Source organism: Pseudoduganella violaceinigra DSM 15887, from assembly GCF_000425385.1.
In the GTDB taxonomy this organism is placed as follows: Bacteria; Pseudomonadota; Gammaproteobacteria; order Burkholderiales; family Burkholderiaceae_D; genus Rugamonas; species Rugamonas violaceinigra.
Window position 1 is genome coordinate 22044 of sequence record NZ_AUDI01000004.1, and the last position, 26906, is coordinate 48949.

Below are 26906 nucleotides of genomic sequence, written 5' to 3' on the forward strand. Positions count from 1 at the left end.
CGCGAATGCGAAGGCAGTGGATTTGCGGAAGGGCACGGTCAGTGCGGCCGGCGCGGCACTGAGCCGACGCGTGGCGCGCGGCGTATGCGGCAGCCATGCCGGCATGATCCTGCACCTGGAGCCGGCGGACGAGGGGCTGCGCTCCTCAGGATGCACCGCGTTGCGGGGACCCCATGGCTTGTTCTACCTGGACGATGGCGCGGCGCTATTGCACGGCCTGACCGGAATCGACCCCAGGGCGGCGGCCCCGGCGCCCGCCGCACAGCGCGAGTGGATGGACGCCGCCCTGCTTGGCCGCCTCGGCGCGACGCCGTTGGGCGCCATGCGCTCACTGCAGCGCGATGCGGCGCCGCCAGACGACGCCGGGATGGCAGTCATGCACGTGCGGCTGGACGACGGCACCCATATGACGGCGACGCTGGCATGCGCATCCGCCGAAGCGTGGCTTGCGCTGCTTGAACATCCAGCCTGGCGGACAAAGACCCTTCCGCTTGCCGCAATGGATGCCTTGCGCATCCCGTTGCCGGTCCACCTTGGCTCCCACCGTCTGCCTGCTTCGGCGCTGCAAGGGATAGGCGTGGACGACATCATCCTGCCGGCCTGCACACGATTCGATACACGGGGTGAAGGCCGTATCCCGTTGGGCGGCTTGCTGGCGCAAGTGCGCTACACCGGCCCGGGTTTGCTCACCATCCTCACATTGGAGACGCAATTGAACTACGACAGCAAAGACGAGACCGGCGGCCAGCAATATGCCGGGGAGGACGATGCGGCCCTTGACCAGTTGCCGCTGGCGCTCTGCTTTGAACTGGGCACGCTTCAGCTGAATCTGGGGCAGCTGCGCACCCTGGCCAGTGGGGCCGTGCTGCAGTTGGCGCAGGGTAGTTCCGACAGCATTGCGATTGTTTGCGGTGGCCGCCATCTGGGCCGCGGCGAGGCGGTGGATGTGGACGGGCGTCTCGGTGTGCGCATCACTTCCTGGAGCGCGGCATGATGAACGGGCAGCCGGATATCGTTTCGTTCTCGCTCATGCTGGCGGGGCTGGCGCTGATCCCGCTGCTGGTTGTGACGACGACATCTTTCCTCAAGCTGTCCATGGTCATGCTGGTCCTGCGCAGCGCCATCGGCGTGCAGCAGGTGCCGCCTACGCTGGCAATCTACGGCATCGCCCTGGTGCTGACCGGCTTCATCATGGCACCGACCATCCAGCAGATCGGGCAGCGCATGGCGCAGCCGGGGCCGCCGAGCGCCAATGTGCAGGCACCGCCGGCCTTGGCGAAGGCGGTCGATGCCTTCGAACCCTTGCGTGCCTTCATGGTCAAGCACGGCAATCCGGACCAGCGCGAACTATTCCTGGCCTCGGCCAAAAAGCTGTGGCCGGAAGACTATGCGAAGCAGGCGCGCAGCAATGACTTGCTGGTGCTGATTCCCGCATTCTTGGTGTCGGAGCTGCAGGCGGGCTATGAAATCGGCTTCCTGATCTATATTCCGTTCGTCGTGATCGACTTGCTCGTGTCGAATTTGCTGATGGCGCTTGGCATGCAGCAGGTCAGCCCGCAGACGATCACGATTCCCCTCAAGCTTTTGCTGTTTACGCTGGTCGGCGGGTGGGGCAAGCTGCTGCATGCTCTGGCCGCTTCCTACGCCTGAAAGGAACGCCGTGGCAGATACTTTGAACTTCTTCCAGCAGGGCCTGTGGCTGGCTGTGATGCTGTCGGCGCCGCCCCTGATCATCGCCACCTTGTGCGGGGTGGCGGTGTCCCTGGTGCAGGCGGTTACCCAGATTCAGGACCAGACGTTGCCCTACGTGATCAAGCTGGTCGCCGTCGCCGTCACGCTGGCTGGAATGGGCCGCTGGATCGGCGTGCAGCTGATCCAGTTGACGGACCTGGCCTTCACCATGCTGCCGGCAGTGGGACGCTGACCAATGCCCGAATTCGTCGCCATGCAACCGTCGTTGCTGCTCGACCTGCAGCACGCCCTGGTGGCGCTGGCGCTGACCACGCCGCGCGTGCTGGTCTGCCTGGTGATATTGCCCGGTTTTGGCCTGAACGTATTGACGGGCATGGCCAAGAACATGGCCGCCATGGCCATCGCCTTGCCGGCCGCGCTGCCCACCTACTATGCCGTGCAGCGCTTTGGCCCGGACATGCTGACATGCGGCATGCTGATCTTCAAGGAGGCGGGCATCGGTCTGCTGCTCGGCGTATTGACCACCATGCCGCTGTGGGCCGTGCAGTCGGTGGGCTCGATCCTGGACAGCCAGCGCTCGCCGATCCAGATCCAGTCCAATAATGCCGGGATCGACCGCGATGCCAGCGTTATCGGCGGGGTGATGGTGCAGGCGGTGGTGCTGGTCATGGTGCAGGCCGGCCTGTTCGTTGCGCTGGCCCGCATCCTGGTCGAAAGCTACGCGGCCTGGCCCGCGTGGTCGCTGGCGCCACCGTTCGAAGCGGGGCATATGGACCTGCTGGTCAAACGTTTCGGCCTGCTGTTCTGGCACATCGTGGTGTACGGCGCCCCGGTGATCATTCCCTTGATCCTGATTGAACTGGGCTTCGCGCTGATCGGGGTTTTCGCATCCAACCTGCAGGTGTCCTTCGCTTCCTCGCCGATCAAGAGCCTGACGGGCATTGTGATCCTGCTGCTGTATTGGCCGACGTTGTCGCACCACGTGGCCGGCGATTTTTCCAACTTGCTGGACCTGGCGGCCAGCCTGCTCGGCGCCCGGCGCGGGCCGTGAGGAGCGCGGCATGAGCGACGAAAAGAACGAAGAGCCGACAGACAAGAAGATCGAAGACGCCCGGAAAAAGGGCCAGATCGCCGTCAGCCGGGACCTGGCCCGCCTGGCAACGCTGGTCGCCGTGGCGGAAGCGGCGTTCGCCACCGAACCGCTCTGGAGGGATGCGCTGGACGGCCTGTTCGCGCTCGGTGTCGCCAGCGTGGGCCAGCCGTTCGACGCGGCGATGTGGGACATGCTGCAGTCCGCCGGCACGCTGCTGGTCGTGGTCTTCTGCACCTGCTTCCTGGTCTGCATCGTTGTTGCGGTGGCTGGGCACTGGGGCCAGTTTGGCATCCTGCTGGCGCCGGAAGCGATCACCCCCAAATTCGACAAACTGAATCCGGTCAACGGCTTCAAGCAGCTGTTCTCGAAAAAGAAGTTGATCGAGCTGCTGATCGCGGTCGGCAAGGCAGGCCTGATCGGTTGGACCGTGTATGTGCTGGCGCGCAGCGCGCTGCCGGACATCGTTCAGCTTTCCACCGGTGAGCCCAAGGATGTCTACTTTGCCTTTATCGCCTTGCTGAAGTCCATCTTCCACACCGTCGTCATCGTCTGTCTTGGCCTTGCCGCCATCGACTTCGCGATGCAGAAGTATTTCCATAAAAAGGAATTGATGATGGATATGGAGGAAATCAAGCGGGAATACAAGGAATCGGAAGGCGATCCGATGGTCAAAGGCCAGCGCAAGCAGCTGGCAAGGCAGTGGGCCAGCGAGGCGCCTGTTGAGCGCACCGATGACGCCAATGCACTGGTGGTCAATCCGAGCCACTTCGCAGTGGCCATGTTCTACGATCCGGCGGCGGGCATGGTGCCCCAGGTGCTGGCCAAAGGACGCGATGCCACCGCGCAGGCCATGATGGCGCGCGCACGGCTGAAGGGGATTCCGATCATCCGCCACGTGTGGCTGGCGCGTACCTTGTATGCCAGCTGCAAGGCGGACATGGAGGTGCCGCGCGCGAGCTACGAGGCGGTGGCCCAGGTCTACGCCGTGGTACTGGAATTGATGCGCGAAGGGCTGGCCGGCGGCGAGGTGGAACTCGAGAGCCACGGCGAACCGCCCCCAGGCATGCTGGGGCTGAGCGCGGCCGAAGCGGCGGCAAAGGGAGACCGGAATGCGGATCAAGCCTAAGGATCAGCTTAGCCGCGCAGATCCCGTCCCGGTTGCCGAAGCCGAGCCAGCGCCCGCGGCGAAAGGCAAGCATGTCAAGGCGCCCCGGCCGCGCCCTCCGCGCTACCAGATGGCGGGCGCCTGCCTGCTTTACCAGCCGGAGTGCGCCGGGGCAGCCGCCGAAGGCCTGTGCGACGATGCCGTGCCGCCAGTAGCCTTGCCGGATCCGGACGATGTTCCGGCGGACGTGGGAGACGACCGCGCGGAGCACCTGGCCATGGTCAACGGCCAGGTGCATCCCATGTTGCGCCAGCCTTTGCCGAAACCAGTTTCCCGGCTGCCTCCAGTTCGTCCCGGTTCGCGCCTGGCATGCGAGCGCCGCTGCGGCGGCGCGGGCTGCGATCCCGCCAACAGCCATGGCTGCGGCGGCGAATTCTGCCTGGATCCGCCCGAAGATCTGTGAGCAGGGCGCGGGCGAGGGAACCAGCCAGGCACGGCATGCCACCCATGCGCAATAGACCGGATTTGGCTTATCTTTTGGGAGAGAGCGTGGATACTCGAATCAGCATGGCGGTGCAGGGCGCCGCGAACAGCATGGCCGGCAGGGCCGCATCGCCCATTCCCGACCCGGCCGCCGCCAGCGAAGGCGCGGCCAGTTTCAAGGTGCAGCTGCAAATGCAGCAGCAGTTCCGCAGCGGCAGCCAGCACAACCTGGCGCCGGTGGAAACGGGACGCGACAGCCTGGCCGCCGTCATGGCGGAACGCGCTGCCGGTCTGGCGGGTGACGTCAACCGGCACCAGCAGTACGTGTCGCGCATGCTCGAACGCGCCACCGCCAGCGGCGATTCGCTGCACCTGATGCATGCGATGATGGCCTTGAACGACTACCAGCTGCGGGTGCAGACCATATCGAAGGTGGTGTCCAAGGCCGGCAGTTCGATCGATTCTTTGACCAAGCTGCAATAAGCGCCATGGTCAAGCGGCTTATCTTCACGGCATTGCTCGCACTCGCGCTCGGGGGCTGCGGAAAGGTGGTGGTCCTGCAGGCTTCATTGCAGGATGCCGACGCCAATGAAATCGTCCTTGCGCTCACGGGCCAGGGCATCGAGGTCGAAAAGCGCCAGGACAAGGCGGGCGTCAGCCTGACCGTCAAGGAAGCGGATCTCTCGCGTGCCACCGGCGTGATGCAGGCAGCCGGGCTGCCGCGCCGCAGCCGCTCCAACCTGGGCGAAGTTTTCAAGAAGCAGGGCATGATTTCGTCACCGATGGAGGAGCGGGTGCGCTATATCCACGGCCTGTCGGAGGAACTGGAATCTACCCTGCAATTATTCGATCGGGTGCTGTCGGCGCGGGTACACGTGGTGCTGCCGGAACGGATCGCGCCGGGCGAGGCGATCCAGCCATCGTCGGCGGCGGTATTCATCCGTTATCGTCCGCCGTTGGACGAAGACGCCATCACGCCGCGCGTAAGGCGGCTGGTCTCGTCGAGCATACCGGGGCTGAGCGGCGAGGAGGGGCGTGCCAAGGTTTCCGTCGTGATGACGCCGGCCGAAGCGGCGCCTGCACCGCCTGCCTGGACCACGGTCGGTCCTTTCCATGTGGCGGAGGAATCGGCGCCAGGCTTGCGCTCGGCCCTGGTGGTCCTGGGTCTGCTGGTTCTGGCCGGGATAGCGTATGCGGGGCATGGCCTGCTGCGCCATCACCGTCTGTTCGCTGGCCTGCGCAAGCGCGGTGCGGCAACGCCTGCCGGGAAGCAGGCGTGATGGAATGGGAAGCAGCGCCGGGCGGCATGCATCACGCCGCCGGCGGGAGGTTCCTGGATTGGTGGTTCAACCCGTGGTTGCTGGCGCGGGGTGGGCAAGCGGGCGAGGCGGGCGGCGCGGGTGGCCCTTTGTCCGTGCGGCTTGCTTACCGGCGCTGGTGCTTCGAAAACGGCGTCCGTCCCGACTTCCCGACCGCATGCGACGGCGCCTGGCAGCAGTTTGCCGTTTGCGATGCGGACGTGCTGGGTGGCGCAGCCTTGGCGTACGGCGCATTGCTGGCGGCGCGTGAGGGACGGCACGCTGTCCTGGCCGGCCTGTCGCCGGGGCAGCGGCGCTGGAGCCTCGGTACGGCGGCTATCCAGCCGCTTTCAAGATTATGCCTCCCGGGCGGGAGCCTGCAGGCTGACGGCCTGCGCGAACTTGCCTGCGCGATGGAGGCGGGCTTCCCCGGCCTGTGGGATCGCCTTCGTTTGCTGCTGCCAAACGAGGCTGCGGATGATGCCGGTGCCGCCGTGACGGAGTTTGTCCTGCAAGGCCAGGCGCCAGGCGATGCGGCCGGTGCTGCGGCGCGCAGGCGCCTGCGTTGCTGGGGACTGTGTCTTGCCAGGGCGGAGAGCCTGGACTTAAGGGAGGAGTACGCATGAACGGTTTTTGTGCCGGGCGCGTGAGCGTCGATCCGGACTTGTTAAGCCAGCACGGCGTGCTGCATGCCGCCGCCATGAAACGTACTGCGGACGCGCATGTGCTGGCCGAACGTATCGTCGAACAAGGCCGCGAGGATGCGGAGCGCTTGCTGACGGAAGCAAGGAGCGCGGCGCAGCAAGCGGTCTTCGACGCGGAGTCGCGCGTGCTGGAACAAGGCATGCTGCTGCAGCAGGGCATGGACGCTGCCATGGCTGGCCTGCTGGAGCAGGCGCAGGACATCGTCGCCGGCCTGGCCGGTACACTCTACGACCGTTTGCTATTGCAGACGACGGACGGGGAGAAGATCGCCGCCGCATGCCGCCACCTGCTGCGGGAGGCGCCGCCGAAACTGGTGAATGCCTTGCTGCGGCTGCATCCGGCGGATATGCCGCCGCCGGATGGCTTGCCCTGGCCTTGCGAAGCAGATCCCGCGCTGGAGCCCGGCAGCTGCAAACTGGAAGCGGGCAGCGGTGAATGGCGTGTCGACTTGAGCGCCGCGGCCAGCGCCTTAAGACAGGCGCTGGCCGCCTTGCCGGCACGGCACGAGGCGCAGGCGGATTCCTGAATTTTCCTCAACGGGGCGAACCGCCGCCGCCCCGGGCGCCACTCACCTGTACATCAGCCCTCAGGAGAAGCGCCATGCCCAGCAATGTCAACCCCGTTGTGCAATCCCTGCATCGCCTGGACCGCAAGTTCGACGGCATTGGCGACCAGATGCAGGAGTTCTACCGGCGCCAGGCCAACGGCGAGCAACCCAATCCCAACGACTTCGCCCGCCTGCTGGAACAGCAATCGCTGACCCATAGCGCCATGACTGCGCAATTCAGCCTGCTGCAGAAACCCCTGAAAACCGTTCTGAACGAAGCGAAGTAGCCCATGAGCGACGATATCGCACGCTGGCTCGCGGACCTGCCTGCGGAGATGCCCCTGGTCCTCGATGGGGAGGAGGCCTACCTGCTGCCGGCGTTCGGCGGGGCGGAACTGGGCGCCATCCTGCTGCACGCTGCCAGCGATGCCCAGCTGGACGAAGCGGCCCGTTGCGGCTTCCAGGGTGCGCGCCAGTTCGAGGCTGGCCTGGCCTTGCGCGAGGACGGGGCACTTGTCCTGTCGCGCTGGCTGCCCGATGCGTCGAGCTGGAAAGATGCGGCGCCGGCGCTGGAACCTTTGTTCAACCAGCTTTCCATGTGGCGGGCAGCGCTGGCCCCGGCGCGCGTGCAGCGCCACGGCACGGACGACCTGAGCGAGCAGCGCATCCGCGCGCTGTTCGCGGGAGCGCTGCGATGAGGTGCGCCAACGCCATCCGCACCGGCCTGCTGCTCACGGGCTGGCTCCTAGCCTCGCTGCTGCTGCCAAGCAGCGCCCTGGCAGGCGCGCCGGCATCCTGGAAAGGGACGGGCTTTGCCATCAACGCCGGCGGCATGAGCCTGCGCGCCGTACTGGACGAATTCGGCCGCGTCTACGGTGTGCGCGTGGCGATGGAAGTGCCGGGGCAAAAAGTCATGAACGGCCGCTTGGCCGCCAACAGCGGGGCGGAGTTCCTGAACCGCCTGGCGCCGCTGTGCCAATGCGGTTGGTTTGTCTATAACGAGGTGCTGCATATTGTTCCCGCCAGCGACCATGCCTCGGCGCGCCTGGAATTGGGCGACGATGCGGTGCAGGACGCCAAGGCGGCCCTGGTGGGCGTCGGCTTGTTCGACGAGCGCTTCGGCTGGGGCGAACTGCCGGATGTGGGCACCGTGATCGTGAGCGGCCCGCGCAGCTACGTCAAGCTGGCGCGCGAGATCCTGTTGCCGGACGAGCAGAAGGTCAAGGAGCGCGGCCGCCGGGTCATGGTGTTCCGCCTGAAGTATGCCAGCGCCATGGACCGCATCATTAATGCGCGCGGCCAGAGCGAGACCATTCCAGGCGTGAAAACCATCCTGACAGGCTTGCTGCTCGGGCCTTCCTCGGCCGAAAAGCTGGCCGACACCAACCAGTTCGACGCCGGCAGCCCGAAACGCTCGCACCGGCCAAAGACCGGCGCGGGCGGCGCCCAGGAAGCGCCGCGCGGCAATGCCTTTGTGCCGCTCTTCTCGACGTCCCAAAGCGGCAATGCGCCGCTGCCCGCCCAGCCGCCAGCCGAAGGCGGCGCCAGGAAGGCGCCAGCCGGCAGCGCCGAAAACGGCAAGCCCCGGATTGAAGCGAGTGCCGCCATGAACGCCATCCTGATCTACGACGACGTGCAGCAGCGCGAGATGTATGCGTCCCTGATCGCCGAACTCGATGTGCCGCCGCAGCAGATCGAGATCGAAGCGCTGATCATCGACATGGACCGCAGCAACCTGTCCGATATGGGGGTGGAGTGGGGCGTGCGGGCCGGCACCAGCAATATCACCATGAATTCCACAGCCGGCGAATCCCAGGGCGCGCAGCTGCCGCTGCCGGGCGCCACTCTCCTGATCAGCAATATCAACCGCTTCTACGCCCGCCTGAAGGCGCTGGAAGCCAAGGGCGAGGCGAAGGTGCTGGCGACGCCGACCGTGCTGACACTGGATAACGTGGCGGCCGTGCTGGATCTGAGCCAGACCGCTTACGTCCCGCTGGTGGGGGAAAGGGTGGCCGACATGGCCGACATCACGGCCGGCACGCTGCTGCGCGTGATCCCGCGCATCATCCGGGAACCGGACGGCGCCAAGGTCCACCTCGAAGTCGACATCGAAGACGGCGCGCTCGATAGCGCGGGCAACAGCGGCCCGGGCAAGGAGCGCCGCGACAACGTGCAAGTGACCCGTTCGACCATCAGTACCCAGGCGATCGTCAACCTGCAGCAAACCCTGATGATCGGCGGCTACCGCGCCGAGCGCATGGCCCTGGACAAGCAGAAAACGCCGGTACTGGGCGACATACCCCTGCTGGGGGGGCTGTTCCGCAGCCAAAGCGAGTCGCGCAGCACGCGCGAGCGCCTGTTCCTGATCACGCCGCGCCTCAGCGGGCCGGATCGCGCCGCCACCGTGCCTGCCGGGGGCGGGGTGCGCCGGGGCGGCATGCCGCCGCTCCCACCGCAGCAAGCGGCCCTCGCCCCGCCCGCTCCCGGCACGCCGGCACAGCGGCTGCCATTGCCGATGCCGGCCGCGCCGTCGGCCGGAGGCGCCGCGGCAGCCAAGATGCGCGCGCCCGCGCCATCCGCGGACGAGCGTTCGCCCTGGGCGCTGATTCCCGCCGCCGTCAGCAGCGAGAAGCGCTGACGCCACGCACCGGGCGGACTGTTGAGCCTTGTTGAGAAATTCGGAATGCACTTTCGTCTATATTTCTCAGCAAGGCTTTGTTGATGTCACCTGCCAGCAATGGCAATCAGGAGGAAAAGCGTTGAACCTCAATATCACATTGGATGGCGCGGCACGGAAAACCCTCGCGGCGCTGGGCCTGACGCTGTGCTGCGGTGTGGCTGCCGCGGCGCCGGCAGCGGCGCCTGCGGTACCCGAAGCCGCCCCCGCGGCGGCGGAGCGCAGCAAGCCGGTCAAACCCGCGACGCGCCTGGCTGCCGCGGGCAAGGGCCGCGCCACGGTGAACACGGCCGCGGCGCCCGCAGCCGAACCGGCCGAACGGGCGGCCCCGGATGCCTGGGACATCGTCCCATCCGACAAAACGCTGAACGGGGCGCTGGCGCGCTGGGCCGGTTCGGCGGGCTGGCAGCTGCTGTGGGAGCTGCCGGTCGATTATGCGGTGCAGGTGCGCACAACCGTGCCTGGCACTTTCGAAGAGGCGGTTGCCACCGTCGTGACCAGCATGGATAGCGCGGAGATGCCGATGAAAGCAGTGTTCTACAAGGGGAATAAGGTGTTGCGCATCATGGGCAGGGGGGCGCAATGATGCGCCGCCCGATCTGGATTTGCCTGCCGGTGCTGGCTTGCGCGGCACTGTCGCTCAGCGGCTGCTCCGACCTGGCCGACCGCGTCACGTCCAACGCCGACGAGGCGGACGGCAAGACCTCGGGCCTGGTCAAGGAAGTGGGGCGCAACGCCAGCGGGGCAGTGATCCCGGCTGCGGTGCGGGTGGTGCATGAACCGGGCATCTGGCTGGGCAAGAATGTGGTCAAGCTGGGGCAGCCCCCACTGCCGGCCATTTTCCACCAGCCCGCCACCTTCGACCGCAGCATCTATTCGCTGTCCGAGCTGGCCGAGCGCCTGACACTGCGCTCGGGCATTCCAAGCCGCGTCAACGCCGATGCGGCCAACATCGCTGCCAGCGCCTTCAAGCGCGGCCGCGCCAACCTGCCATCGCCGCCGGCCATGCGCTCGCCGTCGGGCGGGCCGGCATTGCCGCTGCCGCCGGGCATGCCGGGCGAGCCGGGGCCAGGCGGCGACGCGCTGCAGCGCAGCGGCGCCGCCGATGCCAGTGTCAGCTTCCAGCCCGACCTGCAGGGCGGCATCCGCGTGAGCTATGCCAACGGCTCCTTCAAAGGCTTGCTCGATACGGTGGCGGCGCGCTTTGGCGTCTCCTGGAAATATGCCGACGGCGTGATCCAGTTCTACCACACCGATGCGCGCACCTTCCAGATCAGCGCCGTACCGGGCGACGCGTCCTTCGCGGCTTCCGTGACCAGCGGCGCCGCTTCGACGGCGGCCGGGGGCGGCGGAAGCGCGGGCGGCGCTGCGGGAGGTGGTGCGTCCACCGGCAGCGTGGTGTCGGCCAATAACAGCCAGAACACGGGCGTGGTGTCCAAGCTGTCCGTGTACAGCGGGATCGAAAACGCGGTCAAGGTGATGCTCTCGCCGCACGGCAAGGTGTTGGCGGCGCCGGCCACCGGCACCATCACCGTGGTGGACACGCCCGATACGCTGGAGCGCATCGGCGCCTACATCGACAGCGCCAACCAGGCCCTGTCGCGCCAGATCGTGATGAATGTCACGGTGCTGTCGGTCAATCTGGAGCAGGGGGACGAATACGGCATCAACTGGAACCTGATGTACAACAGCCTGAAAAGCAAGTACGGCCTGCAGAACACCTTCACCGGCAATCCGAGTGCGGCGGCGCTGTCGGCGGGCATTGTGGGCAACTCGCGTTTCAGCGGCAGCACGCTGGTCGCCAAGGCGCTGGCCGAGCAGGGCAAGGTGCGGCGCCAGACCACGGCCTCGGTGGTCACGCTGAACAACCAGCCGGTGCCGGTGCAGGTGGCGCGCCAGACCAGCTACCTGCAAAGCTCGCAAACCTCGGTGGTGGCCCAGGTCGGCACCACCACCACGCTGACGCCGGGCGTGGTGACGGCCGGCTTCAATATGAGCATCCTGCCGCACGTCCTGAACAACGGCGCCGTGATGCTGCAGTTCTCCATCGATATCTCGACCCTGCGCGGCTTCCGCGTCATCGAGAGCAACAACACCCGCATCGAATCGCCGGAGATGGATACCCGTAACTTCCTGCAGCGCGTGTCGATGAAGTCCGGCGAGACCCTGGTGATCGGCGGTTTCGAACAGACCGATGAAAACGTCGACCGCCAGGGCGTGGGCCGGCCCAACAACTACCTGCTGGGCGGCGGCGTCAAGGCCAAGAGCAATAAGGAAGTGATCGTGGTCCTGATCACGCCGATTGCCATGGCCGGGGCCTGAGGAGGGGGCCATGGGCATCCATATCATCCAGATCGACAAGGCGCGCTTTGTCTGTGGCCTGTTCTGGCAATCGCTGTCGCGCCCGCGCGAGCTGCAGCGCGAAGCGATGGAACTGGGACGCAAGATCGGCTCCGACCTGATGGTGGTGCGGCGCGACCAGTCGACCGCGCAGGCCGGCTACGCGCAGAGCAGCGAGGGCGCAGCGCGCACTTTGTACTCGCTGGGCGCGGCCGTGTCGAAGACGGTGGCGATGGAAGGCGCCTATTACGACGGCATGCTGCAGCCGGTGCACAACTGGCTGGCGGCATTGCAGCTGCCGGACGGGAAGTGGGCCTATTTCGCTGTGCGCGACGCCAATTTTCTGCCCAACGGCGACTTCGCCGGCAGCAAGGAGGAGGTGCTGGAACGTCTGTACGGTGATTATGCGCTGGGCGGATGGAATGTCGTGATCGGCGACGAAAGCCTGGCCGGCCAGGGCTTCCACAATTTCAATGTGCGGCGCATCGAAAGCCTGCTGCCGCAGCGCAAGGACGGCAGCCTGCGCGTGTACCGCTGGTGGCGCCTGCGCCCGATCGCGGCGCACAGTGCGCCGGGCTGGCGCCTGGCGGCCGCCGTTGCGCTGGCGGTGGGCGGCGGCGGGGTGTTCCTGTCGTGGCAGCACTGGCAGGCGAAGCGCCAGGCGGAGCAGGCGTTGCTGGCGCAGCGCGCTGCCGCGCCACGACCCGCGCCGCGGCCTTGGGCCGAGCAGCCCTTGCCGTCGGCCGCCATGCACGCCTGCTTCAACCGGCTGGACCATTTGACGCCCGGCGGCTGGCGGCTGGATGAATTCGCGTGCATGGGCGGGAACTATCGCTACGCCTGGTCGCGCAGCGCAGCGACGGTGGCGACCCTGCGCGCCGAAGTGCCGCAGGCCGTGATCGATCCGGGCGGCGAGAAGGCCACGCTGGCGGGGCCGCTGGCCGGGCTGGCGCCGGCGCGCGGCGAGGACTTGCTGGCAGCGCCGCAGGCGGTCGAACCGCTGATGGCGCAGATGCAGAGCCTGGGCCTGTCCATGCGCCTGAACAAGCGCGCGCTGCCGGCATTGCCCGCGGCGCCTGGGGCTGCGGCGCCCGATTGGCAGGCCTTCGGCTTCCAGCTCGAAGCGCAGGGCGTGGCCCCGCAGCAGCTGGCCGCCATGCTGGAGCGGCCCGGTGTGCGCCTTGAAAAGATTACCTATCGCGGTATGGCGTGGTTACTTGAAGGAGTCATCTATGCAAAATAAGCAGACCCGGGGCTTCGCCGCCCTGACGCTGGCGCTGTGCGCGCTGCTGCCGGCGGCCAGCCAGGGCGCGGACAGCACGGCCGCCAGCCTGACCCGCATCGAGGCGGAAACGCTGCTGCTGCGGGCGCGCGAGAAGCAGCTCGAAGTGCAGTCCTCTATCATCACCCGGCAGAACGAAATCGCCGCCAAGCAGGCCATGGGCGCGGCGCTGTCCCAGCCCGTGGTGGTGGGCGACCCGGTGGTGCGCGCCGTGGAAGGGCTGGGCGACACCCTGTACGCCACCCTGGAACTGGCCGACGGCAGCGTGGCCGAGGTGCAGGTGGGCAGCGTGCTGGCGGGCGGCATGCGCATTGTCTCGATCCGCAACAACGAAGTGGTCGCCAGCGCGCCGGGACGCAAGCGTGTGCGCCTGTCCGGCTATACACAGCAGGTCAACGCCTTCAATCCGGCCGCGCCGGCGCCCGGCTTGCCGGCTGCCGTGCCGGGGCAGCGGAGCGCGCGATGAAGCTGCGCATCGCCTTGCCGGGCATGCCGGCGGCGGCCGGCGGCGCGCAGGCGGAAGCGGACCCGCATGGGGCCGCGGTGCTGAGCCATGCCGGCCGCTACGAGGCCAGTGCCGAAGAGAGGAAGCTGCTTTGCCTGCTGGCCGACGGCCGCCTGCTGGTGGCTGTCGGCCAGGACATGAACGCCCACGTGCTGTCCTACCAGGCGCGCCTGCAGCGCATGCGCAAGGCGTTCCGGGTCGAGCATGCCAAGATCGACGAATTGCGCCAGCTGTACGCCAGCGGCGGCGGCGCCCTGGTGGAGCGGGGCCAGGAACGCTCGATGATGCAGGTCACGGCCAAGGATCTGCTGAGCCGGGCCTGCGCGGCACGCGCTTCGGACATCCACATCCGCGTGCGCCAGCGCGCCACGGAAATCCTGTTCCGCGTGCGCGGCGACCTGACCCCGGTCAGCGTGCAGACGCGCGAGTACGGCGAACGCCTGCTGGCTACCCTGTACGGCGCCATGGCCTCGGTTTCCGACAGTTCCTACAAGCCGACCGAGCGCCAGGACGCCAGCATCGCCGACCGCGACAAGCTGCCGCCCGAGCTGCACGGCGTGCGCATCGCCACCGTGCCGACCAATGAGGGCACGCTGATGGTGCTGCGCCTGCTCTATCTGGAGGCCGGCGACGGCGAACTGTGCCCGCTCGGCTTCAGCCCGCAGCAGGCCGCCATGCTGCAGCAGCTGAAGGAGCAGCCGATCGGCATGAACATCATCGGTGGGCCGACCGGTTCCGGCAAGTCGACCACCCTGCAGCGCATCCTGTCGGGCCAGATCGCCGAAGCCGAGGGGCGGCGCCATGTGCTGACCATCGAGGACCCGGTCGAATACCCGATCGACGGTGCGGTGCAGACCTCGGTCGTCAATGCCGGCTCGGAAGACGAACGTTCGCGCCTGTTTGCCGGCGCCATCTCGAACGCCATGCGGCTCGATCCGGACACCATCATGGTGGGCGAGGTGCGCGACCGCGCCTCGGCGCAGAATGCGGTGCGGGCTGCCATGACGGGGCACCAGGTCTGGACCACGATTCACGCCAACAGCGCGCTGGCGATCACCGACCGCCTGCTCGACCTGGGCCTGGCGGCCAGCCAGGTGGCCGACCACACGGTGGTCACCGGCTTGATCAGCCAGCGCCTGGTGAAAGCGCTGTGCCCGCACTGCAAGCTGCCCTTAAGCGCCGCCCCGGCGCCGCTGCCGGCCGCCGTCTTGGGACGGCTGCGCGAGGTGGTGGCCGACCTGCGCCGCGTGCATGTGACTGGCCCTGGCTGCGAGCATTGCGCCGGCCATGGCAGCATCGGCCGCACGGTGGTGGCCGAGATCATCCTGCCGGACGACGAGTTCTTCGGCCATGTGCGGCGCGGCGACAAGGCCGCCGCCCTGAGTTATTGGCTGCGTTCCCTGGGCGGGCGCACCATGGTCGAACATGCGGTGGAAAAAGTGGCGGCCGGCCTGGTCGATCCGCGCATGGCGGAGCAGGTGCTGGGCCACCTGAACGCCGGCGCGGCCCTGGCGCGGCGCCGCCTGCAAGTGGTGGAGGAGGGCTGCGATGCGCGTTGAACTCATGCGCCGCTGGGCGCGCACCCAATTCAACGCGGCCGAGCGGGTGCGCCTGTACCGCAAGATCGCCAAGATGCTGGGCGGCGGCCTGCCGCTGCTGCGCATCCTGGAGGAACTGGCGCGCCGCAACGCCGGCGGCAGCGTGCTGCCCCTGGTGCTCGACGACTGCCGGCGCATGGTGCAGAACGGCCAGCTGCTGTCCGATGGCCTGGCCTGGTGGGTGCCCGGCACCGAGCAGATGATCATCATGGCGGGCGAACAGTCCGGGCGGCTGGAAGGCAGCCTGCACGCCCTGGTCGACGTGGTGCAGGCGGGGCGCCGCATCAAGACCGAGATCGTCAGCGGCGCCGCTTATCCGCTCGCCATCCTGGGCATGATCGCGCTGTACATCTGGCTGTTCGGTGCAATGGTGATCCCGCAGTTCACGCGTTTGGTCGATCCATCCGGCTGGCATGGGGCGGCCCGCTCGCTGTACCGCATGTCGCTCTGGGTGCAGGACTGGATGCTGTTTGCGGTAGCGGGCAGCGTCGCCCTGATCGCGGCCCTGCTGTTTTCCCTGCCGCTGTGGCGCGGCAATGCGCGCGTTTTCTTCGACCGTTTTGCGCCGTTTTCGATTTACCGCCTGATCGTCGGCAGCGGCTTCCTGATGGCGTTCGCTGCCCTGCAGGCAGCCGGCGTGACGGTCGAAAAATCGCTGGCGCGGCTCTCGCTCAAATCCCAGCCCTGGCTGCGCGAAAGACTGGACGGTGCGCTGATGGGCGTGCGCTCGGGCCTGAATTGCGGCGAGGCGCTGCGCCATGCGGGCTACGGTTTTCCATCGCCAGCCATCATCGACGACTTGTGCGTCTATGCCGATTACAAGGGCTTCTCGGAAGCGCTGAAGCTGCTGGCGGCGGAATGGATGGAAGAGGGCGTGGAAGCGGTCGCCCTGCGCATGAAGGTTTTGAACGGTTTCGCCATCGTCACGCTGGCGCTGGTGATTGCCTGGCTGGTGACCGGTTTCTTCGGCATCCAGCAGGAAATCGCCGCCGCCACCCGCGGCGTGGGCTAGGCCGGTTTGAATTTCTTGATACACCAGTCACTTTTTGGAGGCATGACCATGAAGCAGCTGTTCCAACCGAAGCAAAAACCCGTCTTGCCAATTTCCCGCATTCCATCCATCGCACGCCAGCGCGGCGCCTCCCTGCTGGAGGGTATCGCCTACCTGGGCATCGCCGCTGTGGTGGTGCTGGGCGCCGTTTCGCTGCTGGGCGGCGCCTTCAGCAGCGCCAAGTCGAACCAGGCCATCGAGGAGGCGGTGGCCATGCGCACCGCGGTGCGCAAGCTGTACATCGGCCAGTCCTATCCGGCTGCCAGCCTGGTGCCCAGCATGATCGCCGCCAACGCCATTCCAGGCACACTGGCCAAGAACACCACCGACAACACCCTGAAAAACAGCTGGGGCGGCGCCGTCACGGTGACAGGTACCGCCACGGGATTCGAGATCAGCTACGCATCCATACCGCAGGATGTTTGTGTGAACCTGCTCACCGGGGCCAGCGGCTGGGTCGAGATCAGCCAGGGCAGCAAGTCCATTACGGTCTTCCCCGTATCGGTCGGCGATGCCACCGCCGCGTGTTCGGTGGCGGGAGCTGCCGGCAATGCCATCACGTTCAAGGGCGCCTGAGGCGATTCAACAGCGCGAGGAGGTAGCATGTGGAATGTCGTGATACTGACGCTGGTGATGTCGCTGGCGGGCGCCTACGCGGCGCTGGCCGAGCGCAATGCGGCGTCCGGGCAGCAACTGCTGGACGGCGCCAGTGCCGAAAGCATGGCGAACTACCGCAGCGCGGTGGTGGCCTATTTCCGGGCCAACGACCTGCGCGCCACAAGCGTCAGCCTGCCCACGCTCCGATCCAGCGGCGCGCTGCGCGACTGGCCGCTGCTGGAGGGGCCGCAGGCAACGCCATGGGGCAATTACCGCGATGCCGGCGGCACCATCTACGTCTACGCCACGCAGTTGCCGCGCCACGACCTGACGCGCCAGATCGTGCAGCTGGCGCGCAACTCGGTACTGGCCGGCAGCTACCGGCGCGGTGCGCCCAACCTACAGTCGCCGGTCTACGGCGACACGGGCATTCCCCTGGCGGCGCTGGCCAGCCTGGCGTTGCCGGACGGGGTTCCCGTCTGGCTGGCGGTGGCGCCATGAAGGCCCGCCGCCAAGCGGGTATGGGCCTGCTCGAGTTGCTGGGCGCATTGGCCATCGGCGCCGTGCTGCTCCTTGGCCTGACCGGCATGAGCGACAGTTCGCTCGACGAGCTGCGCGGCCAGCAAGCCGCCTACTACCAGGCGCAGGTGGTGCATGCCGCCGACCGCTATATGCTGGCCAACCACACCGCGATCAAGGCCGCCACGCCGACTGCCGCCGCGGTGCTGGCGGTTAGCCTTGAGCAGCTGCGCAGCGGGCGCTTCCTGCCGGCCGGATTCGCCGACCTGAACGCCTACCAGCAGTCGACGTGTTTGCTGATACGCCAGCCCGATGCCGCCGGCGCGCCCGGCAAATTCGATGCGCTGGTGGTGACCAGCGGCGGCAAGCCTATCGGCGACAAGGATATCGGCGCCGTATCCCTGCATGCGGGGCCTGGCAGCGGCTTTATCGCCGCGCGCGAACCGGCGGTGGCGCGCGGTGCTTCCTGGCATATGGATACTACGCCTTACCGGGGCGTGACCTGCCCGGGAGGCGCGGCGGCGGTCCTGCAGGGAACGGCACAGGATGCCGGCCACCTGGTGTCGAACGTGTTTTACGACGGCGCCGGCCAACTGGCCACCGATTTCCTGTATCGCGGCGCGGTGCCGGGCCGTCCCGAGCTCAATCGCATGAATACGCCGCTGCGCCTTGGCGGCGCAGCGCTGGTAGCGGCGGGCGACTCCTGCCTGAACGCCAGCGGTGTCGCCGAGCCCGGGCTCGCGGTGGATGCGACTTCGCGTAACCTCCTCAGTTGCGACGGGACTGGCCATTGGAACCTCGCTTCGTCATGGAAAGCGCCGGTCGAGGCCTGGAGCGACCTGCCATTTGCCGGCAGCGCGCGCGGCGACGTGCGCATCGTCATGAACCTGAGCCGGGCCTTCACATTCGACGGCAGCAGCTGGGCGCCGCTTGCCCTGGACAAAGACGGCAACCTCGATGTACCGGGCGACGTGAGAGCACGCAATCTGCGCGCGTCGCAGGCCATCGAATCGCAAGGGACCGTTCATGCCGCAGGCCATATTTCCACCGACATGGACCTGCAGGCCGGCCGCGATCTCGATGTCCAGCGCGATGCCAATGTGGTACGCACAGTCGCTGCGCGCCGGATCGTGGCAAGCAGCTGGATGGCTGCGCCCTCGATCAACCTCACCTCCGAGAAAACAGCCGGCGGCAAATGCCATTACATGGAATGGAGCGCTGTGGAAGGGCGCGATGTCTTGAAATTCCCCATGGGTACCATCGTGATGGATGACAAATCGGTGCCTCTAACCTGCGGTAATGACAGAACCTTCAAGTACGCAAATGGAACAGAGACTCCCTAACAAGCGCGCCATGGTGGCCCTGGCGGCCTGCCTGGCGCTGCACAGCCTTCCCGCCCAAGCCTGCTGGGAGGAAGCGGCCCAATGGTACCGCGTCAATCCCTACCTGCTGTACGCGATTGCCAAGACCGAGTCGGGGCTCAATCCGGCCGCGATCAACCGCAACAAGAACGGCAGCTATGACATCGGCCTGATGCAGATCAACAGCAGCTGGCTGCCGACCCTGCGCAAGCACGGCGTGCAGGAAAAAGACTTGTACGATCCCTGCACCAGCATCCAGGTGGGCGCCTGGATCCTGTCGCAGAATATGCAGCGCATGGGGGTGACGTGGGAAGCGGTGGGCGCCTACAACGCCGTCAGTCCGGAAAAGCGCATCAAGTACGCGAAGAAAGTGCAGAAGAACCTGCCGGAAGCGGCGCTGGCCGCGCAGGCGGAAGCGGACGGAGAAGGTTATGCGGCCCGGTGAGGCGCGTCGTGCCGGGCTATTCCGGCGTGCACAGCTCCAGGCGGTAGCCCTGGGTGTAGGCGGTGCGTATCATGACGATGCGCTTGTCGCCGACCTGCAGCTTCTTGCGCAGCTTGTAGACGTGCTGCTCGATGGTACGGCCGGCCACCTCGCTGTCGGTGCTCCAGATCACGGTGCCGATGGTGCTGCGCGAAATGTAGACGCCGGGCGAGGAGAAAAACAGCCAGGCCATGCTGAACTCGCGCGGAGTCAGTTCGATCAGTTGGCCGAGAAATTGCAGGCGCCCGCTGTCGCGTTCCAGGCTGTAGCCGGCGAACTCGATGGTGCGCCGCTGCTGCGGCTTGCCGCTGCGGCGCAGCAGGGCGTTCACGCGCGCCGTCAGCTCCACGGCTTCGAAAGGACGCGGCAGGAATTCGTCGGCGCCCGCATTCAGTACCTGGGCCACCAGCTCGGCCCCGCGCAAAGGGGACAGTATCATGACGGGCGTCGCATCGCCGGTGCGCATGTTCAGCCACGAAAGCAGGCTGTTGTCCGCATCCGGTTCGCTGGCAAGGTCGACCACGATCAGGTCGACGTCGTCGCGCCGCACGCCGCGCAGCAACGCAGTTTCCGAAACAAAGCGCTGCACCTCGAAGCCGGCGCGCGTCAGCACGCTGTTGACCAGCTCGTAGACTGCGGCATTTTGGATATGGCATGCGATTTTCATGTTCGTCCAAACTTGATAGTCACTTCAGCTTCAATACGTGCCCACTGGAATTTAATTGGCCAATAGTAAACACAATCTTGCGTCTTTGCAGGCACCATCGCTATCGTGTGCGCGCATCGCGTGGAGCTGAGAAAAGTGACTTGCGACTCCACCTGTGTAGAATCACGTAGCTTGAACTCAATTGATCTTAGAGGTGACCCTGATGTCCAACGATTCATCGCGTGCCAGCGACTTCCAGCATAAGTTCATGCAGCTGGTCGGCGGGCAGCAGAGCTTTTCCGATATCCACCTGGAGCAGGGTGCGCCCGCCATGGTGAAAACGCCGCGCGGCTGGCAGCAGTTCCACGAAGGGCCGCTGACCATGGGCGAGCTGCGGCCTTTGCTGGACAGCATAGACGAGGACTGGGAAGACAAGATCGTCGACAAGGCCCTGGACCGTCCCTTCGTGCTGCAAAACTGCCGCCTGCGCTGCAATATCTACCGCCTTGGCGCCGGCGCCAAGGTGGCGCTGTCGGTGCGCCGGCTGCCGCTGGAACCGCTGTCGCTGGAACGCACCGGCCTGCCGTCCTATGTGCGCACCATGCTGGAATCGAACAAGGGCCTGATCCTCGTGACCGGGCCGACCGGCTCGGGCAAGACCACCACCATCGCGGCCATGCTGGACTACATCAACGCCAACCGCAACGGCCATATCGTCACCATCGAAGAGCCGATTGAATACACGCTGCAGCGCAAGCAGTCAATCATCTCGCAGAAGGAAGTGCCGATCGACACGGCGAGCTTCTCCAGCGGCCTGCGCGAAGCCCTGCGGCAGAAACCCGATGTGCTGATGGTGGGCGAGATCCGGGACTACGACACCGCCGAAACCGTGCTGCACGCGGGCGAGTCGGGCCACCTGGTGCTGGCGACCATGCATACCGGGAACGCGGTGGGGGCGATCAGCAAGCTGCTTAGTTTCTTCCCGGTCGACCAGCGCGCGCAGCGCTCGGCCATGCTGGCCAGCGCCCTGATCGGCGTGATTTTCCAGAGCCTCCTGCCGTCCGAAAATGGCGAGAACTATGTGCTGGCCAGCGAGATGGTGTTCAACCATAACCAGCAGATCGCTCCCTTCATCGTCGATCCGGACAAGCTGCATATGATCTCCGACTACATGAAGCGCAAGGAGGACAGCATGTCGCGGCCGCTGAATGAAGTGCTGCAGCAGCTGGTCGCGCGCAAGGAAATCACTGCGCGCGATGCACTGCGCGTGGCCTACAACCGTCTGGAACTGCGCGAAATGCTGGGCAATACGCGCTAAAAAAAAAGTCCGGCGCAGGCCGGACCTGCAAGCGCATCACGCCTTGCCTTGCCCTTCTTCGACGGCAGGCGGCAGTTCCTTGCGACCCGTTTTAAGAACTTTGGCGATCAGCCTTGACGATATGCGGCGTCTGTTCGCCGCCATGGCGCGGCAGGAACGGGATGCCGCCGATTCCAATACAAAAATGTGGAACCAGTTCCGCCGCTATCGCACTTAAGGTAGGCGGCGGTTGCCGCGTTCAATTGAAAGGACACATTATGCTGAGCCGAGCAGCCAAACCCTTGTTGACCACCGTGGCCACCGTCGCAAGCGGTGTCGGAATAGATCGCATGGCGCATGGCAAGCCGGAGCCTTCCGGGCCGCCACCTTTGCCGCAACGGCCGGCTTACCCGGTCCCCAAGTCGGGCACGGGCAATGAACGCCTGGGCCGGTTCAGTGAGTCGGTCCGCAGCGGCATTGGCGACTCTCCGGTGACCGGGGGCATCAGCGCTCAGTTCGCGAAAATGCAGGAACTGGGGGCGGACGTGGCGACGCTCGCGCAGCATCCTGTCATCTCGGCGGAACAGTTCAAAGAGTTGGCTGATGGTTTGAAAAACGATGCCCTGGCCACCGTCGGTGCGGCCAAAGTGGTCGGCGGCCAGGCGCCTTTAACAAAGGGCGACGTCGGCCGCCTTGGTAAAGCTGCGGCGCAGGACGCGATCGATCACTTCGATCCCGCTAAGCCTTTCGAAACCGCGAGAAAGGTTGGCGACGCCGTCTACGCTGCATCGACCACCAGCAAAGATGGCATCGACGAGGTGGCCAGCGCCATGCGCGAGCGGCTCGAGTTCGAGGCAAAGGCCGGCTTGGCCGGCGCCGCAATTATGCAAGTGGGTGCCACCGCGATCAGCATGATGCCTTTCCCCGGCGCTCCGCTCGTTGGAGCCGCAGTCCGCACGGTTGGCACCATGGCGAGTGCCGCCCACATGTCGGCGACGATGCGCGAAATCGGCGGCGAAGGAGAGGGCGGCGACAGCGCGCTGCGCAAGACAGCGGCCGAGATTTTGATCGAGAAATCCGGCCAGTAAATGGCGCAGTGCCTTATCGCGGCCCGAATCGGCTTATTGGGCCGCAGTCGCGTTCAAGGTAACGCCGCTGAACGTGGTGTACGACTTGATCCCGATATGCCAAGTTCCCGCTTGTGGATTGGTCAGCGGGCAGGATTCCGCATTGCCGGTCTTGTAGGGACGGCATGTGTAGTCGTTCGCGGTCGGCTGTGCGCCATAGCGGACGTACAAGTCGCCGTCGCCGCTGCCGCCGCTCATGCTGACGTTGAGCGTATTCGCGCATTCAGGCACGTTGATGGTGAAGTACAGCCAGTTGCCGGCCGTGGCGGTGAGGTTGGCCTGGTTCAGCGTCACGCTGGCGCAAGGAATGTTCAAGGTGCTTGGCAGCGAATGCAGCAAGTTGGTGGTCACGCTGCCGTCCGCAGCAAACGTTAACTGATACAGGCGGTCGAATTCGGTCTCCGCGATGGCGCTGCCAGGGTCGCCGCCCAGCTGGCGGATCAATTCAGGCGTCGTATCGGAGTGCCCAACCACCAGGGCGTTATCGGGCAGGGCGCGCAATTGCTGCGCGAACGACGGAAGCTGGCCGCCATCATACGGCGTCACCGGCAAACCCAGGTATGCCGCAAGTGGTTGTGCGGTCTGCTGCGTGCGCTGGTAAGCAGTCGAATAGATATGTTTGACCTGCGCGTCTTTCAACGTCGCGGCAATATTGGTCGCGCGTACCTGGCCTTCCGCGGTCAGGACCGGGTCGCTGCCGGTGGCGGATTTTTCCGCATGACGGGTCAGGTAAATCGTGTTTGCGCTGGCCTGTAGGGGCAGTCCGCAAAGTACCAAGGCGAGGCCGCCGAGCATATTCTTCATGAAGTCTCCCGAAATGAATAGTTTCACAATGTTGCATTAGTGATAATGCTGCGGGAGCGAGAATACGCCAATTGGACGTGGCCGTCATGCAGATTCAACGCCATGTGGCGAAAGCGTGACTATTTAAGCGTCAGTGTTGCGGCCGGCGGGTTAAGGGCACACGCCCTTTCCCGCAACCTGGCTGCGCAGCGCCTTGGCGATATCCGACGCGACTTTGGCCACTGCGCGGCGATGGCCCATCACCAGTTCGTCATAGCCTGGGGCGACTTCTTCGCGGGCGGTGGTGCGGCAGGTCAGCACTTGAGCGCTGCCTGCGAGGCGTATGCTCCAGACGGCGTCGAGCATCGCATATTTACCAGGCGCGGACTCGAAGCGCTGCACATTGGTGCTGATGCGATAGACGGCGGATTTTTCCGGCGGCTGCGTGCGGAACACGTCAATGACGCCCAGTTCGCCGGAGACGGCCAGCGACAGCGCCTGTCCGATTTCCGATGCCGGCGGGGAGGCCCAGCGCTCCTGTTCCATCACGTCGATGCGGCCTTCCGCCGACGTTACCACGAGCTGGCTGCGCGCGACCTGCTGCGGCACGCTCACATTCTGCACTTCAATGTAGTAGCCGGGATTCGGCGTGCTGGCTGCGGAAGCCATGCCGTTGCTAAGGCTGTAGAAGTGTTCCGGCGGAGCGCTCGCGCAGCCGGCCAGCGACAATGCGGCCACAATGCCGCCGCTCAGGACGTGCCAGCGCATCATTTTTTCTCCTTTGTTGGTTGCGGTTTGGCGCGGATCAGCGATTCCGGATGGCGCTGCAGGTAATCGGACAATTCGTTCAGCGATTGCAAGGTCTGCGTCATCTGTTGCAAGGCTGTGCGCAGGTCGGACTGCACCGGCGAATCCTGCTGCAATACCTGCTGCGCCGCGCCGAAGGTCTGGCGCGCTTCGCCGAGGGTCGACTGCAATTCCGGCACCAGCTGCGAATCGACTTTCTTGAACAGCGTGTCCGCGCTCTTCAGCGAGTCGCGCAGGTTATTGCCGATTTGGTCGAACGGCACTTTATCAAGCTTGCGCGCGATGCTGGCGATCTGCGCCTGCAGCTCGTCCAGCGCGTTCGGCACCGTCGGCACTTCGAGCGGATAGGCGTTCATATCCAGCTTGGCCTGGGCCGCGTTGGGGAAGAAGTCCAGCGCGATATACAGCTGCCCGGTCAGCAGGTTGCCGGTCCGCAGCTGGCCGCGCAGGCCGTGGCTGACCATCCGTTCCAATACCAGCGGGCCGGCGTTGCGGTCTTTTTCATCGGTCACCGTCTCCTGGAAACTGCGTCCCAGGCGGCTCGGATACATGTCCACCGTGACGGGCATCCTGAAGTCCTTCTTGACCGGGTCAAATTCCACGCCCACCGAGCGCACTTCGCCCAGCACGATGCCGCGGAAGTCGATCGGCGCGCCGGGCGAGAGGCCGCGCAGGGACTGGTTGAAGTAGAAGACCGTGGTGATAGGGGCGCCGTCCTGCTCGCGCATTGCGCTGGACTGGTCGGCCGCCAGCGGGAACTCGCTGCCCGCAGCTGCTACCGTATCCGGCTTGCGCCCGGTTACCGATTCGAATCCGATGCCGCCAATAAGCATGGCGGCCACCGATTGCGTATTCAGTTTGAAGCCGCCGGAGTCGAGTTGCAGGTCGACGCCGCTGGCGTGCCACCAGCGCGTGTTCTTGCCTACGTACTGGTCGTAAGGAGCGTTGACGAAGACCTTGACCGCTACGCCCTGGCCGTTGTTTTCCAGTTCGTAGCCCATGACCTGGCCGACCGGTATGCGGCGGTAAAAGACCGGGGAGCCGGCATCGATCGATCCGAGCGTCTCGCCGTGCAGGGTGTATTGCGTGCCTTTCTGGTCGCCCGCCACCTGGGGCAGCTTTTCCAGGCCGGTGAATTCATGGCTGGTTTCCTCGGACTTGCCGGCGTCGACGCCGATGTAGGCGCCGGACAGCAGGGTGTCGAGTCCTGACACGCCGCTGGCTCCAACACGGGGCTTGACCACCCAGAAGCGGGAATCGGCGGCGATGAAGCGGCGTGCGCCCTTGTTCATGTCGATGGTGACCAGCACTTTGCTCAGGTCCGCCGATAAGGAGATGGCGCGTACCAGGCCGACTTCCACGTCCTTGTATTTGACCTTGGTCTTGCCGGCTTCCAGTCCTTCGCCGTTGCGGAAGCTCACCGTCACCGTCGGTCCCTCGTCGAAATAGGACTTGGCGACCAGCCCGATGCCGATCAGCGCCGCAAGCAGCGGCACTAGCCAAACCAGCGAAGGCAGCCAGTTACTGGCCTTTTCGACCTGGGGCTGGGGCAGGGGCGCGCCGGCGGTGTTGGGTGGGTTGCCTTCGTGTTCAGGCATCTTGTTTTTCTCCATTCGGGGGGATCGGGTCCCAGATCAGGCGCGGGTCGAATTGCATTGAAGCGATCATGGTCAGGATCACCACGGCGCAAAATGCCAGGGCGCCCCGCCCGGCGGTTATTGTAGCCATTGTCTGGAAGCGTACCAAGGCAACGGTCAGTGTAATGACAAAGATGTCGAGCATGGACCAGCGTCCGACGAACTCCACCAGGCGGTAGAGCAAGGTGCGCTGCATGGGGCGCCAGCGCGAGCGGCGCTGCGATGTCCATGCCAGCAGCGACAAGGCGGCCAGTTTCAGGAGCGGCACCACGATGCTGGCGACGAAGATGATCGTGGCCAGCGCGGGCGAGCCGCTCTCCCAGAAATAAAGTACGCCGCTGATGATGGTGTCGTCTTCTTTTCCGAACATGGAATGCGTGTACATCACGGGCAGCAGGTTGGCCGGAATGTAGAGGATGGCGGCGGCTATCAGGAAGGCCCAGGTGCGCGCAATGCTGTCGGGGTGGCGATGGTGCAGGCGTGCGTTGCAGCGCGGGCAGCGCTTATGCGCTTGCGTGTTTGGCGACACCAGGCCGCAGACGTGGCAGGACAAGGCCTCGTCGGGAGCGAGTTGCGGTGCGGGCGGCTGGGGTGTGAGCGAATCGGCCAGGTTCCACAAGGTCTTTGGATTGAACGAGACCACGATCGCCAGCATCAGCGTCAGCGCCCCAAAAGCGAACAAGCCGGGTTCCAGCACCACGGTGGCCAGGCTGGTCATTTTTACGATGGTGATGAGGATGCCGATCATCAGCACCTCCATCATGCCCCAGCGCCGGGCCAGGTGAACCGAATACAGTAAAAGATTGATTGACTTGGGCTTGTGGCCTCTTGCCAGGGCCAGGGTAGCGTGCAGCAGCGAGAGTAGTTCGATCGCAGGCAGCAGGATGGTGGAGAGGAAGACCGCGGCTGCAACCAGTGGCATGTGCTGGTGCCAAAGCACCAGGATAGCTCCCATCAGCGTGGCGCGTGTGACGCCGCCGTTGACTTCCAGTTGGACGATCGGGCTGCACTGCGCAATGAGGAATACGATCAGCGTTGCCATGGTAATGGCGGCCATGCGGCTGGCATCGGAGTGGATGCCGCGATAGAGCACGGAACGGCAGCGCACGCAGCGCGCCTTCTCGCGTGGGCGCACTGGGCGCCGGGAATGCAGCACGCCACAATCGTGGCAACTGATCAAATCGTATCGATGCACTCGTTTAGCCTTAACTCAACCATGCGGGCATGATACGACATAACCGTGGCAACAGCCCGCGAAAACCTTGCGTTCCC

30 protein-coding genes are annotated in these 26906 nt (G+C 65.6%); 25 read left to right on the forward strand and 5 right to left on the reverse strand.

Going from position 1 to position 26906, the window contains the following annotated elements; genetic code table 11:
- Window positions 1-16: 16 nt before the first annotated feature.
- From sctQ to H597_RS0103915, 23 genes are all read left to right on the forward strand, one after another.
- Entirely contained in the window at window positions 17-994 is a 978-nt protein-coding gene (gene sctQ, locus H597_RS0103805) for a type III secretion system cytoplasmic ring protein SctQ (protein ID WP_028100962.1), read from the forward strand.
- Window positions 991-1650: a type III secretion system export apparatus subunit SctR gene (gene sctR / locus H597_RS0103810; RefSeq protein WP_028100963.1), complete on the forward strand. Its 660-nt coding sequence runs from the start codon at window positions 991-993 to the stop codon at window positions 1648-1650. The genes sctQ and sctR overlap by 4 nt, the downstream gene beginning before the upstream one ends.
- Before the next feature lie 10 nt (window positions 1651-1660).
- On the forward strand, window positions 1661-1924 hold the full coding sequence (sctS, locus tag H597_RS0103815; RefSeq protein WP_028100964.1) for a type III secretion system export apparatus subunit SctS: 264 nt from the start codon (window positions 1661-1663) through the stop codon (window positions 1922-1924).
- A 3-nt stretch (window positions 1925-1927) separates the two neighbouring features.
- Window positions 1928-2743 (forward strand): type III secretion system export apparatus subunit SctT, encoded by an 816-nt coding sequence (gene sctT / locus H597_RS0103820; protein ID WP_229632080.1) that lies wholly within the window; start codon window positions 1928-1930, stop codon window positions 2741-2743.
- 10 nt (window positions 2744-2753) lie between these two features.
- On the forward strand, window positions 2754-3911 hold the full coding sequence (gene sctU / locus H597_RS29615; RefSeq protein ID WP_083940938.1) for a type III secretion system export apparatus subunit SctU: 1158 nt from the start codon (window positions 2754-2756) through the stop codon (window positions 3909-3911).
- Window positions 3895-4353 carry a hypothetical protein gene (locus H597_RS33070; protein WP_028100966.1) on the forward strand — a complete coding sequence of 153 codons (459 nt, stop codon included), beginning with the start codon at window positions 3895-3897 and terminating at the stop codon, window positions 4351-4353. Before sctU ends, H597_RS33070 begins: the two co-directional genes overlap by 17 nt.
- A gap of 86 nt (window positions 4354-4439) precedes the next feature.
- The gene (locus H597_RS29625; protein ID WP_229632081.1) at window positions 4440-4856 is read left to right on the forward strand and encodes an EscF/YscF/HrpA family type III secretion system needle major subunit; all 417 of its coding nucleotides are present in this window, start codon (window positions 4440-4442) and stop codon (window positions 4854-4856) included.
- Between the two features lie 5 nt (window positions 4857-4861).
- Window positions 4862-5653, forward strand: a complete 792-nt coding sequence (gene sctJ, locus H597_RS29630; RefSeq protein ID WP_035373085.1) for a type III secretion system inner membrane ring lipoprotein SctJ — start codon at window positions 4862-4864, stop codon at window positions 5651-5653.
- The gene (locus H597_RS0103845; protein ID WP_028100967.1) at window positions 5653-6297 is read left to right on the forward strand and encodes a hypothetical protein; all 645 of its coding nucleotides are present in this window, start codon (window positions 5653-5655) and stop codon (window positions 6295-6297) included. Before sctJ ends, H597_RS0103845 begins: the two co-directional genes overlap by 1 nt.
- The gene (locus H597_RS0103850) at window positions 6294-6902 is read left to right on the forward strand and encodes a FliH/SctL family protein (protein ID WP_028100968.1); all 609 of its coding nucleotides are present in this window, start codon (window positions 6294-6296) and stop codon (window positions 6900-6902) included. Before H597_RS0103845 ends, H597_RS0103850 begins: the two co-directional genes overlap by 4 nt.
- Window positions 6903-6976: 74 nt before the next feature.
- Window positions 6977-7210: a hypothetical protein gene (locus tag H597_RS0103855; protein ID WP_028100969.1), complete on the forward strand. Its 234-nt coding sequence runs from the start codon at window positions 6977-6979 to the stop codon at window positions 7208-7210.
- Between the two features lie 3 nt (window positions 7211-7213).
- Window positions 7214-7621, forward strand: a complete 408-nt coding sequence (locus H597_RS0103860) for a hypothetical protein (protein WP_028100970.1) — start codon at window positions 7214-7216, stop codon at window positions 7619-7621.
- Entirely contained in the window at window positions 7618-9561 is a 1944-nt protein-coding gene (gene sctC / locus H597_RS29635; protein WP_051293512.1) for a type III secretion system outer membrane ring subunit SctC, read from the forward strand. Before H597_RS0103860 ends, sctC begins: the two co-directional genes overlap by 4 nt.
- 121 nt (window positions 9562-9682) lie before the next feature.
- Window positions 9683-10186, forward strand: a complete 504-nt coding sequence (locus H597_RS33075) for a toxin co-regulated pilus biosynthesis Q family protein (RefSeq protein WP_051293513.1) — start codon at window positions 9683-9685, stop codon at window positions 10184-10186.
- The gene (gene pilN / locus H597_RS0103875; RefSeq protein WP_229632082.1) at window positions 10183-11922 is read left to right on the forward strand and encodes a PilN family type IVB pilus formation outer membrane protein; all 1740 of its coding nucleotides are present in this window, start codon (window positions 10183-10185) and stop codon (window positions 11920-11922) included. Before H597_RS33075 ends, pilN begins: the two co-directional genes overlap by 4 nt.
- Before the next feature lie 10 nt (window positions 11923-11932).
- The gene (gene pilO2, locus H597_RS0103880; protein ID WP_028100972.1) at window positions 11933-13183 is read left to right on the forward strand and encodes a type 4b pilus protein PilO2; all 1251 of its coding nucleotides are present in this window, start codon (window positions 11933-11935) and stop codon (window positions 13181-13183) included.
- Entirely contained in the window at window positions 13173-13688 is a 516-nt protein-coding gene (gene pilP, locus H597_RS0103885) for a type IV pilus biogenesis protein PilP (protein WP_028100973.1), read from the forward strand. Before pilO2 ends, pilP begins: the two co-directional genes overlap by 11 nt.
- Window positions 13685-15286: a GspE/PulE family protein gene (locus tag H597_RS0103890; RefSeq protein ID WP_083940939.1), complete on the forward strand. Its 1602-nt coding sequence runs from the start codon at window positions 13685-13687 to the stop codon at window positions 15284-15286. Before pilP ends, H597_RS0103890 begins: the two co-directional genes overlap by 4 nt.
- Window positions 15276-16337: a type II secretion system F family protein gene (locus tag H597_RS0103895; protein WP_028100975.1), complete on the forward strand. Its 1062-nt coding sequence runs from the start codon at window positions 15276-15278 to the stop codon at window positions 16335-16337. Before H597_RS0103890 ends, H597_RS0103895 begins: the two co-directional genes overlap by 11 nt.
- Before the next feature lie 48 nt (window positions 16338-16385).
- On the forward strand, window positions 16386-16952 hold the full coding sequence (locus tag H597_RS0103900; protein WP_051293571.1) for a type 4 pilus major pilin: 567 nt from the start codon (window positions 16386-16388) through the stop codon (window positions 16950-16952).
- 27 nt (window positions 16953-16979) lie between these two features.
- Window positions 16980-17474, forward strand: coding sequence for a type IV pilus biogenesis protein PilM (gene pilM / locus H597_RS0103905; RefSeq protein ID WP_028101382.1), 495 nt, complete (start codon window positions 16980-16982; stop codon window positions 17472-17474).
- Window positions 17471-18835, forward strand: a complete 1365-nt coding sequence (gene pilV / locus H597_RS0103910) for a shufflon system plasmid conjugative transfer pilus tip adhesin PilV (protein WP_035373086.1) — start codon at window positions 17471-17473, stop codon at window positions 18833-18835. The genes pilM and pilV overlap by 4 nt, the downstream gene beginning before the upstream one ends.
- Window positions 18816-19298, forward strand: a complete 483-nt coding sequence (locus H597_RS0103915; protein WP_229632083.1) for a lytic transglycosylase domain-containing protein — start codon at window positions 18816-18818, stop codon at window positions 19296-19298. The genes pilV and H597_RS0103915 overlap by 20 nt, the downstream gene beginning before the upstream one ends.
- 16 nt (window positions 19299-19314) lie before the next feature.
- Here the strand turns inward: H597_RS0103915 and H597_RS0103920 are convergent, their stop codons facing one another.
- Window positions 19315-20004 (reverse strand): response regulator transcription factor, encoded by a 690-nt coding sequence (locus H597_RS0103920; RefSeq protein WP_028100979.1) that lies wholly within the window; start codon window positions 20002-20004, stop codon window positions 19315-19317.
- A 202-nt stretch (window positions 20005-20206) separates the two neighbouring features.
- On the opposite strand from H597_RS0103920, the gene H597_RS0103925 reads away from it, so the two are divergent.
- Both H597_RS0103925 and H597_RS0103935 read left to right on the forward strand, forming a co-directional pair.
- Window positions 20207-21301, forward strand: coding sequence for a type IV pilus twitching motility protein PilT (locus H597_RS0103925; RefSeq protein ID WP_028100980.1), 1095 nt, complete (start codon window positions 20207-20209; stop codon window positions 21299-21301).
- A 257-nt stretch (window positions 21302-21558) separates the two neighbouring features.
- Window positions 21559-22368 carry a hypothetical protein gene (locus H597_RS0103935; RefSeq protein ID WP_154667941.1) on the forward strand — a complete coding sequence of 270 codons (810 nt, stop codon included), beginning with the start codon at window positions 21559-21561 and terminating at the stop codon, window positions 22366-22368.
- A 33-nt stretch (window positions 22369-22401) separates the two neighbouring features.
- Here H597_RS0103935 and H597_RS35615 read toward each other — a convergent pair whose 3' ends face one another.
- The 4 genes from H597_RS35615 to H597_RS0103955 form a co-directional block, all read right to left on the reverse strand.
- The gene (locus H597_RS35615) at window positions 22402-23211 is read right to left on the reverse strand and encodes a pre-peptidase C-terminal domain-containing protein (RefSeq protein ID WP_211232006.1); all 810 of its coding nucleotides are present in this window, start codon (window positions 23209-23211) and stop codon (window positions 22402-22404) included.
- Between the two features lie 150 nt (window positions 23212-23361).
- On the reverse strand, window positions 23362-23961 hold the full coding sequence (locus H597_RS0103945) for a PqiC family protein (protein WP_051293515.1): 600 nt from the start codon (window positions 23959-23961) through the stop codon (window positions 23362-23364).
- A complete protein-coding gene (locus H597_RS0103950) occupies window positions 23958-25610 on the reverse strand; it encodes a PqiB family protein (RefSeq protein ID WP_028100983.1) in 1653 nt (550 codons plus the stop codon). Before H597_RS0103950 ends, H597_RS0103945 begins: the two co-directional genes overlap by 4 nt.
- Complete coding sequence (locus H597_RS0103955) at window positions 25588-26829, reverse strand: paraquat-inducible protein A (protein ID WP_028100984.1); 1242 nt, start codon at window positions 26827-26829, stop codon at window positions 25588-25590. Before H597_RS0103955 ends, H597_RS0103950 begins: the two co-directional genes overlap by 23 nt.
- Window positions 26830-26906 lie beyond the last annotated feature (77 nt).

Excerpts from the sequence above, each read along its gene's own strand:
- H597_RS0103950 (WP_028100983.1), bottom strand. The coding sequence starts at position 25,610 with ATGGAGAAAAACAAGATGCCTGAACACGAAGGCAACCCACCCAACACC.
- pilN (WP_229632082.1), top strand. The coding sequence starts at position 10,183 with ATGATGCGCCGCCCGATCTGGATTTGCCTGCCGGTGCTGGCTTGCGCG.
- pilM (WP_028101382.1), top strand. The coding sequence starts at position 16,980 with ATGTGGAATGTCGTGATACTGACGCTGGTGATGTCGCTGGCGGGCGCC.
- H597_RS33070 (WP_028100966.1), top strand. The coding sequence starts at position 3,895 with ATGCGGATCAAGCCTAAGGATCAGCTTAGCCGCGCAGATCCCGTCCCG.
- sctC (WP_051293512.1), top strand. The coding sequence starts at position 7,618 with ATGAGGTGCGCCAACGCCATCCGCACCGGCCTGCTGCTCACGGGCTGG.
- H597_RS35615 (WP_211232006.1), bottom strand. The coding sequence starts at position 23,211 with ATGAAGAATATGCTCGGCGGCCTCGCCTTGGTACTTTGCGGACTGCCC.
- H597_RS0103945 (WP_051293515.1), bottom strand. The coding sequence starts at position 23,961 with ATGATGCGCTGGCACGTCCTGAGCGGCGGCATTGTGGCCGCATTGTCG.
- H597_RS0103925 (WP_028100980.1), top strand. The coding sequence starts at position 20,207 with ATGTCCAACGATTCATCGCGTGCCAGCGACTTCCAGCATAAGTTCATG.
- H597_RS0103895 (WP_028100975.1), top strand. The coding sequence starts at position 15,276 with ATGCGCGTTGAACTCATGCGCCGCTGGGCGCGCACCCAATTCAACGCG.
- H597_RS0103920 (WP_028100979.1), bottom strand. The coding sequence starts at position 20,004 with ATGAAAATCGCATGCCATATCCAAAATGCCGCAGTCTACGAGCTGGTC.
- H597_RS0103915 (WP_229632083.1), top strand. The coding sequence starts at position 18,816 with ATGGAACAGAGACTCCCTAACAAGCGCGCCATGGTGGCCCTGGCGGCC.
- sctJ (WP_035373085.1), top strand. The coding sequence starts at position 4,862 with ATGGTCAAGCGGCTTATCTTCACGGCATTGCTCGCACTCGCGCTCGGG.
- H597_RS0103860 (WP_028100970.1), top strand. The coding sequence starts at position 7,214 with ATGAGCGACGATATCGCACGCTGGCTCGCGGACCTGCCTGCGGAGATG.
- pilV (WP_035373086.1), top strand. The coding sequence starts at position 17,471 with ATGAAGGCCCGCCGCCAAGCGGGTATGGGCCTGCTCGAGTTGCTGGGC.
- H597_RS0103845 (WP_028100967.1), top strand. The coding sequence starts at position 5,653 with ATGGAATGGGAAGCAGCGCCGGGCGGCATGCATCACGCCGCCGGCGGG.
- pilP (WP_028100973.1), top strand. The coding sequence starts at position 13,173 with ATGCAAAATAAGCAGACCCGGGGCTTCGCCGCCCTGACGCTGGCGCTG.
- H597_RS0103935 (WP_154667941.1), top strand. The coding sequence starts at position 21,559 with ATGCTGAGCCGAGCAGCCAAACCCTTGTTGACCACCGTGGCCACCGTC.
- H597_RS0103890 (WP_083940939.1), top strand. The coding sequence starts at position 13,685 with ATGAAGCTGCGCATCGCCTTGCCGGGCATGCCGGCGGCGGCCGGCGGC.
- sctR (WP_028100963.1), top strand. The coding sequence starts at position 991 with ATGATGAACGGGCAGCCGGATATCGTTTCGTTCTCGCTCATGCTGGCG.
- H597_RS0103855 (WP_028100969.1), top strand. The coding sequence starts at position 6,977 with ATGCCCAGCAATGTCAACCCCGTTGTGCAATCCCTGCATCGCCTGGAC.
- pilO2 (WP_028100972.1), top strand. The coding sequence starts at position 11,933 with ATGGGCATCCATATCATCCAGATCGACAAGGCGCGCTTTGTCTGTGGC.
- sctU (WP_083940938.1), top strand. The coding sequence starts at position 2,754 with ATGAGCGACGAAAAGAACGAAGAGCCGACAGACAAGAAGATCGAAGAC.
- sctT (WP_229632080.1), top strand. The coding sequence starts at position 1,928 with ATGCCCGAATTCGTCGCCATGCAACCGTCGTTGCTGCTCGACCTGCAG.
- H597_RS0103900 (WP_051293571.1), top strand. The coding sequence starts at position 16,386 with ATGAAGCAGCTGTTCCAACCGAAGCAAAAACCCGTCTTGCCAATTTCC.
- H597_RS0103850 (WP_028100968.1), top strand. The coding sequence starts at position 6,294 with ATGAACGGTTTTTGTGCCGGGCGCGTGAGCGTCGATCCGGACTTGTTA.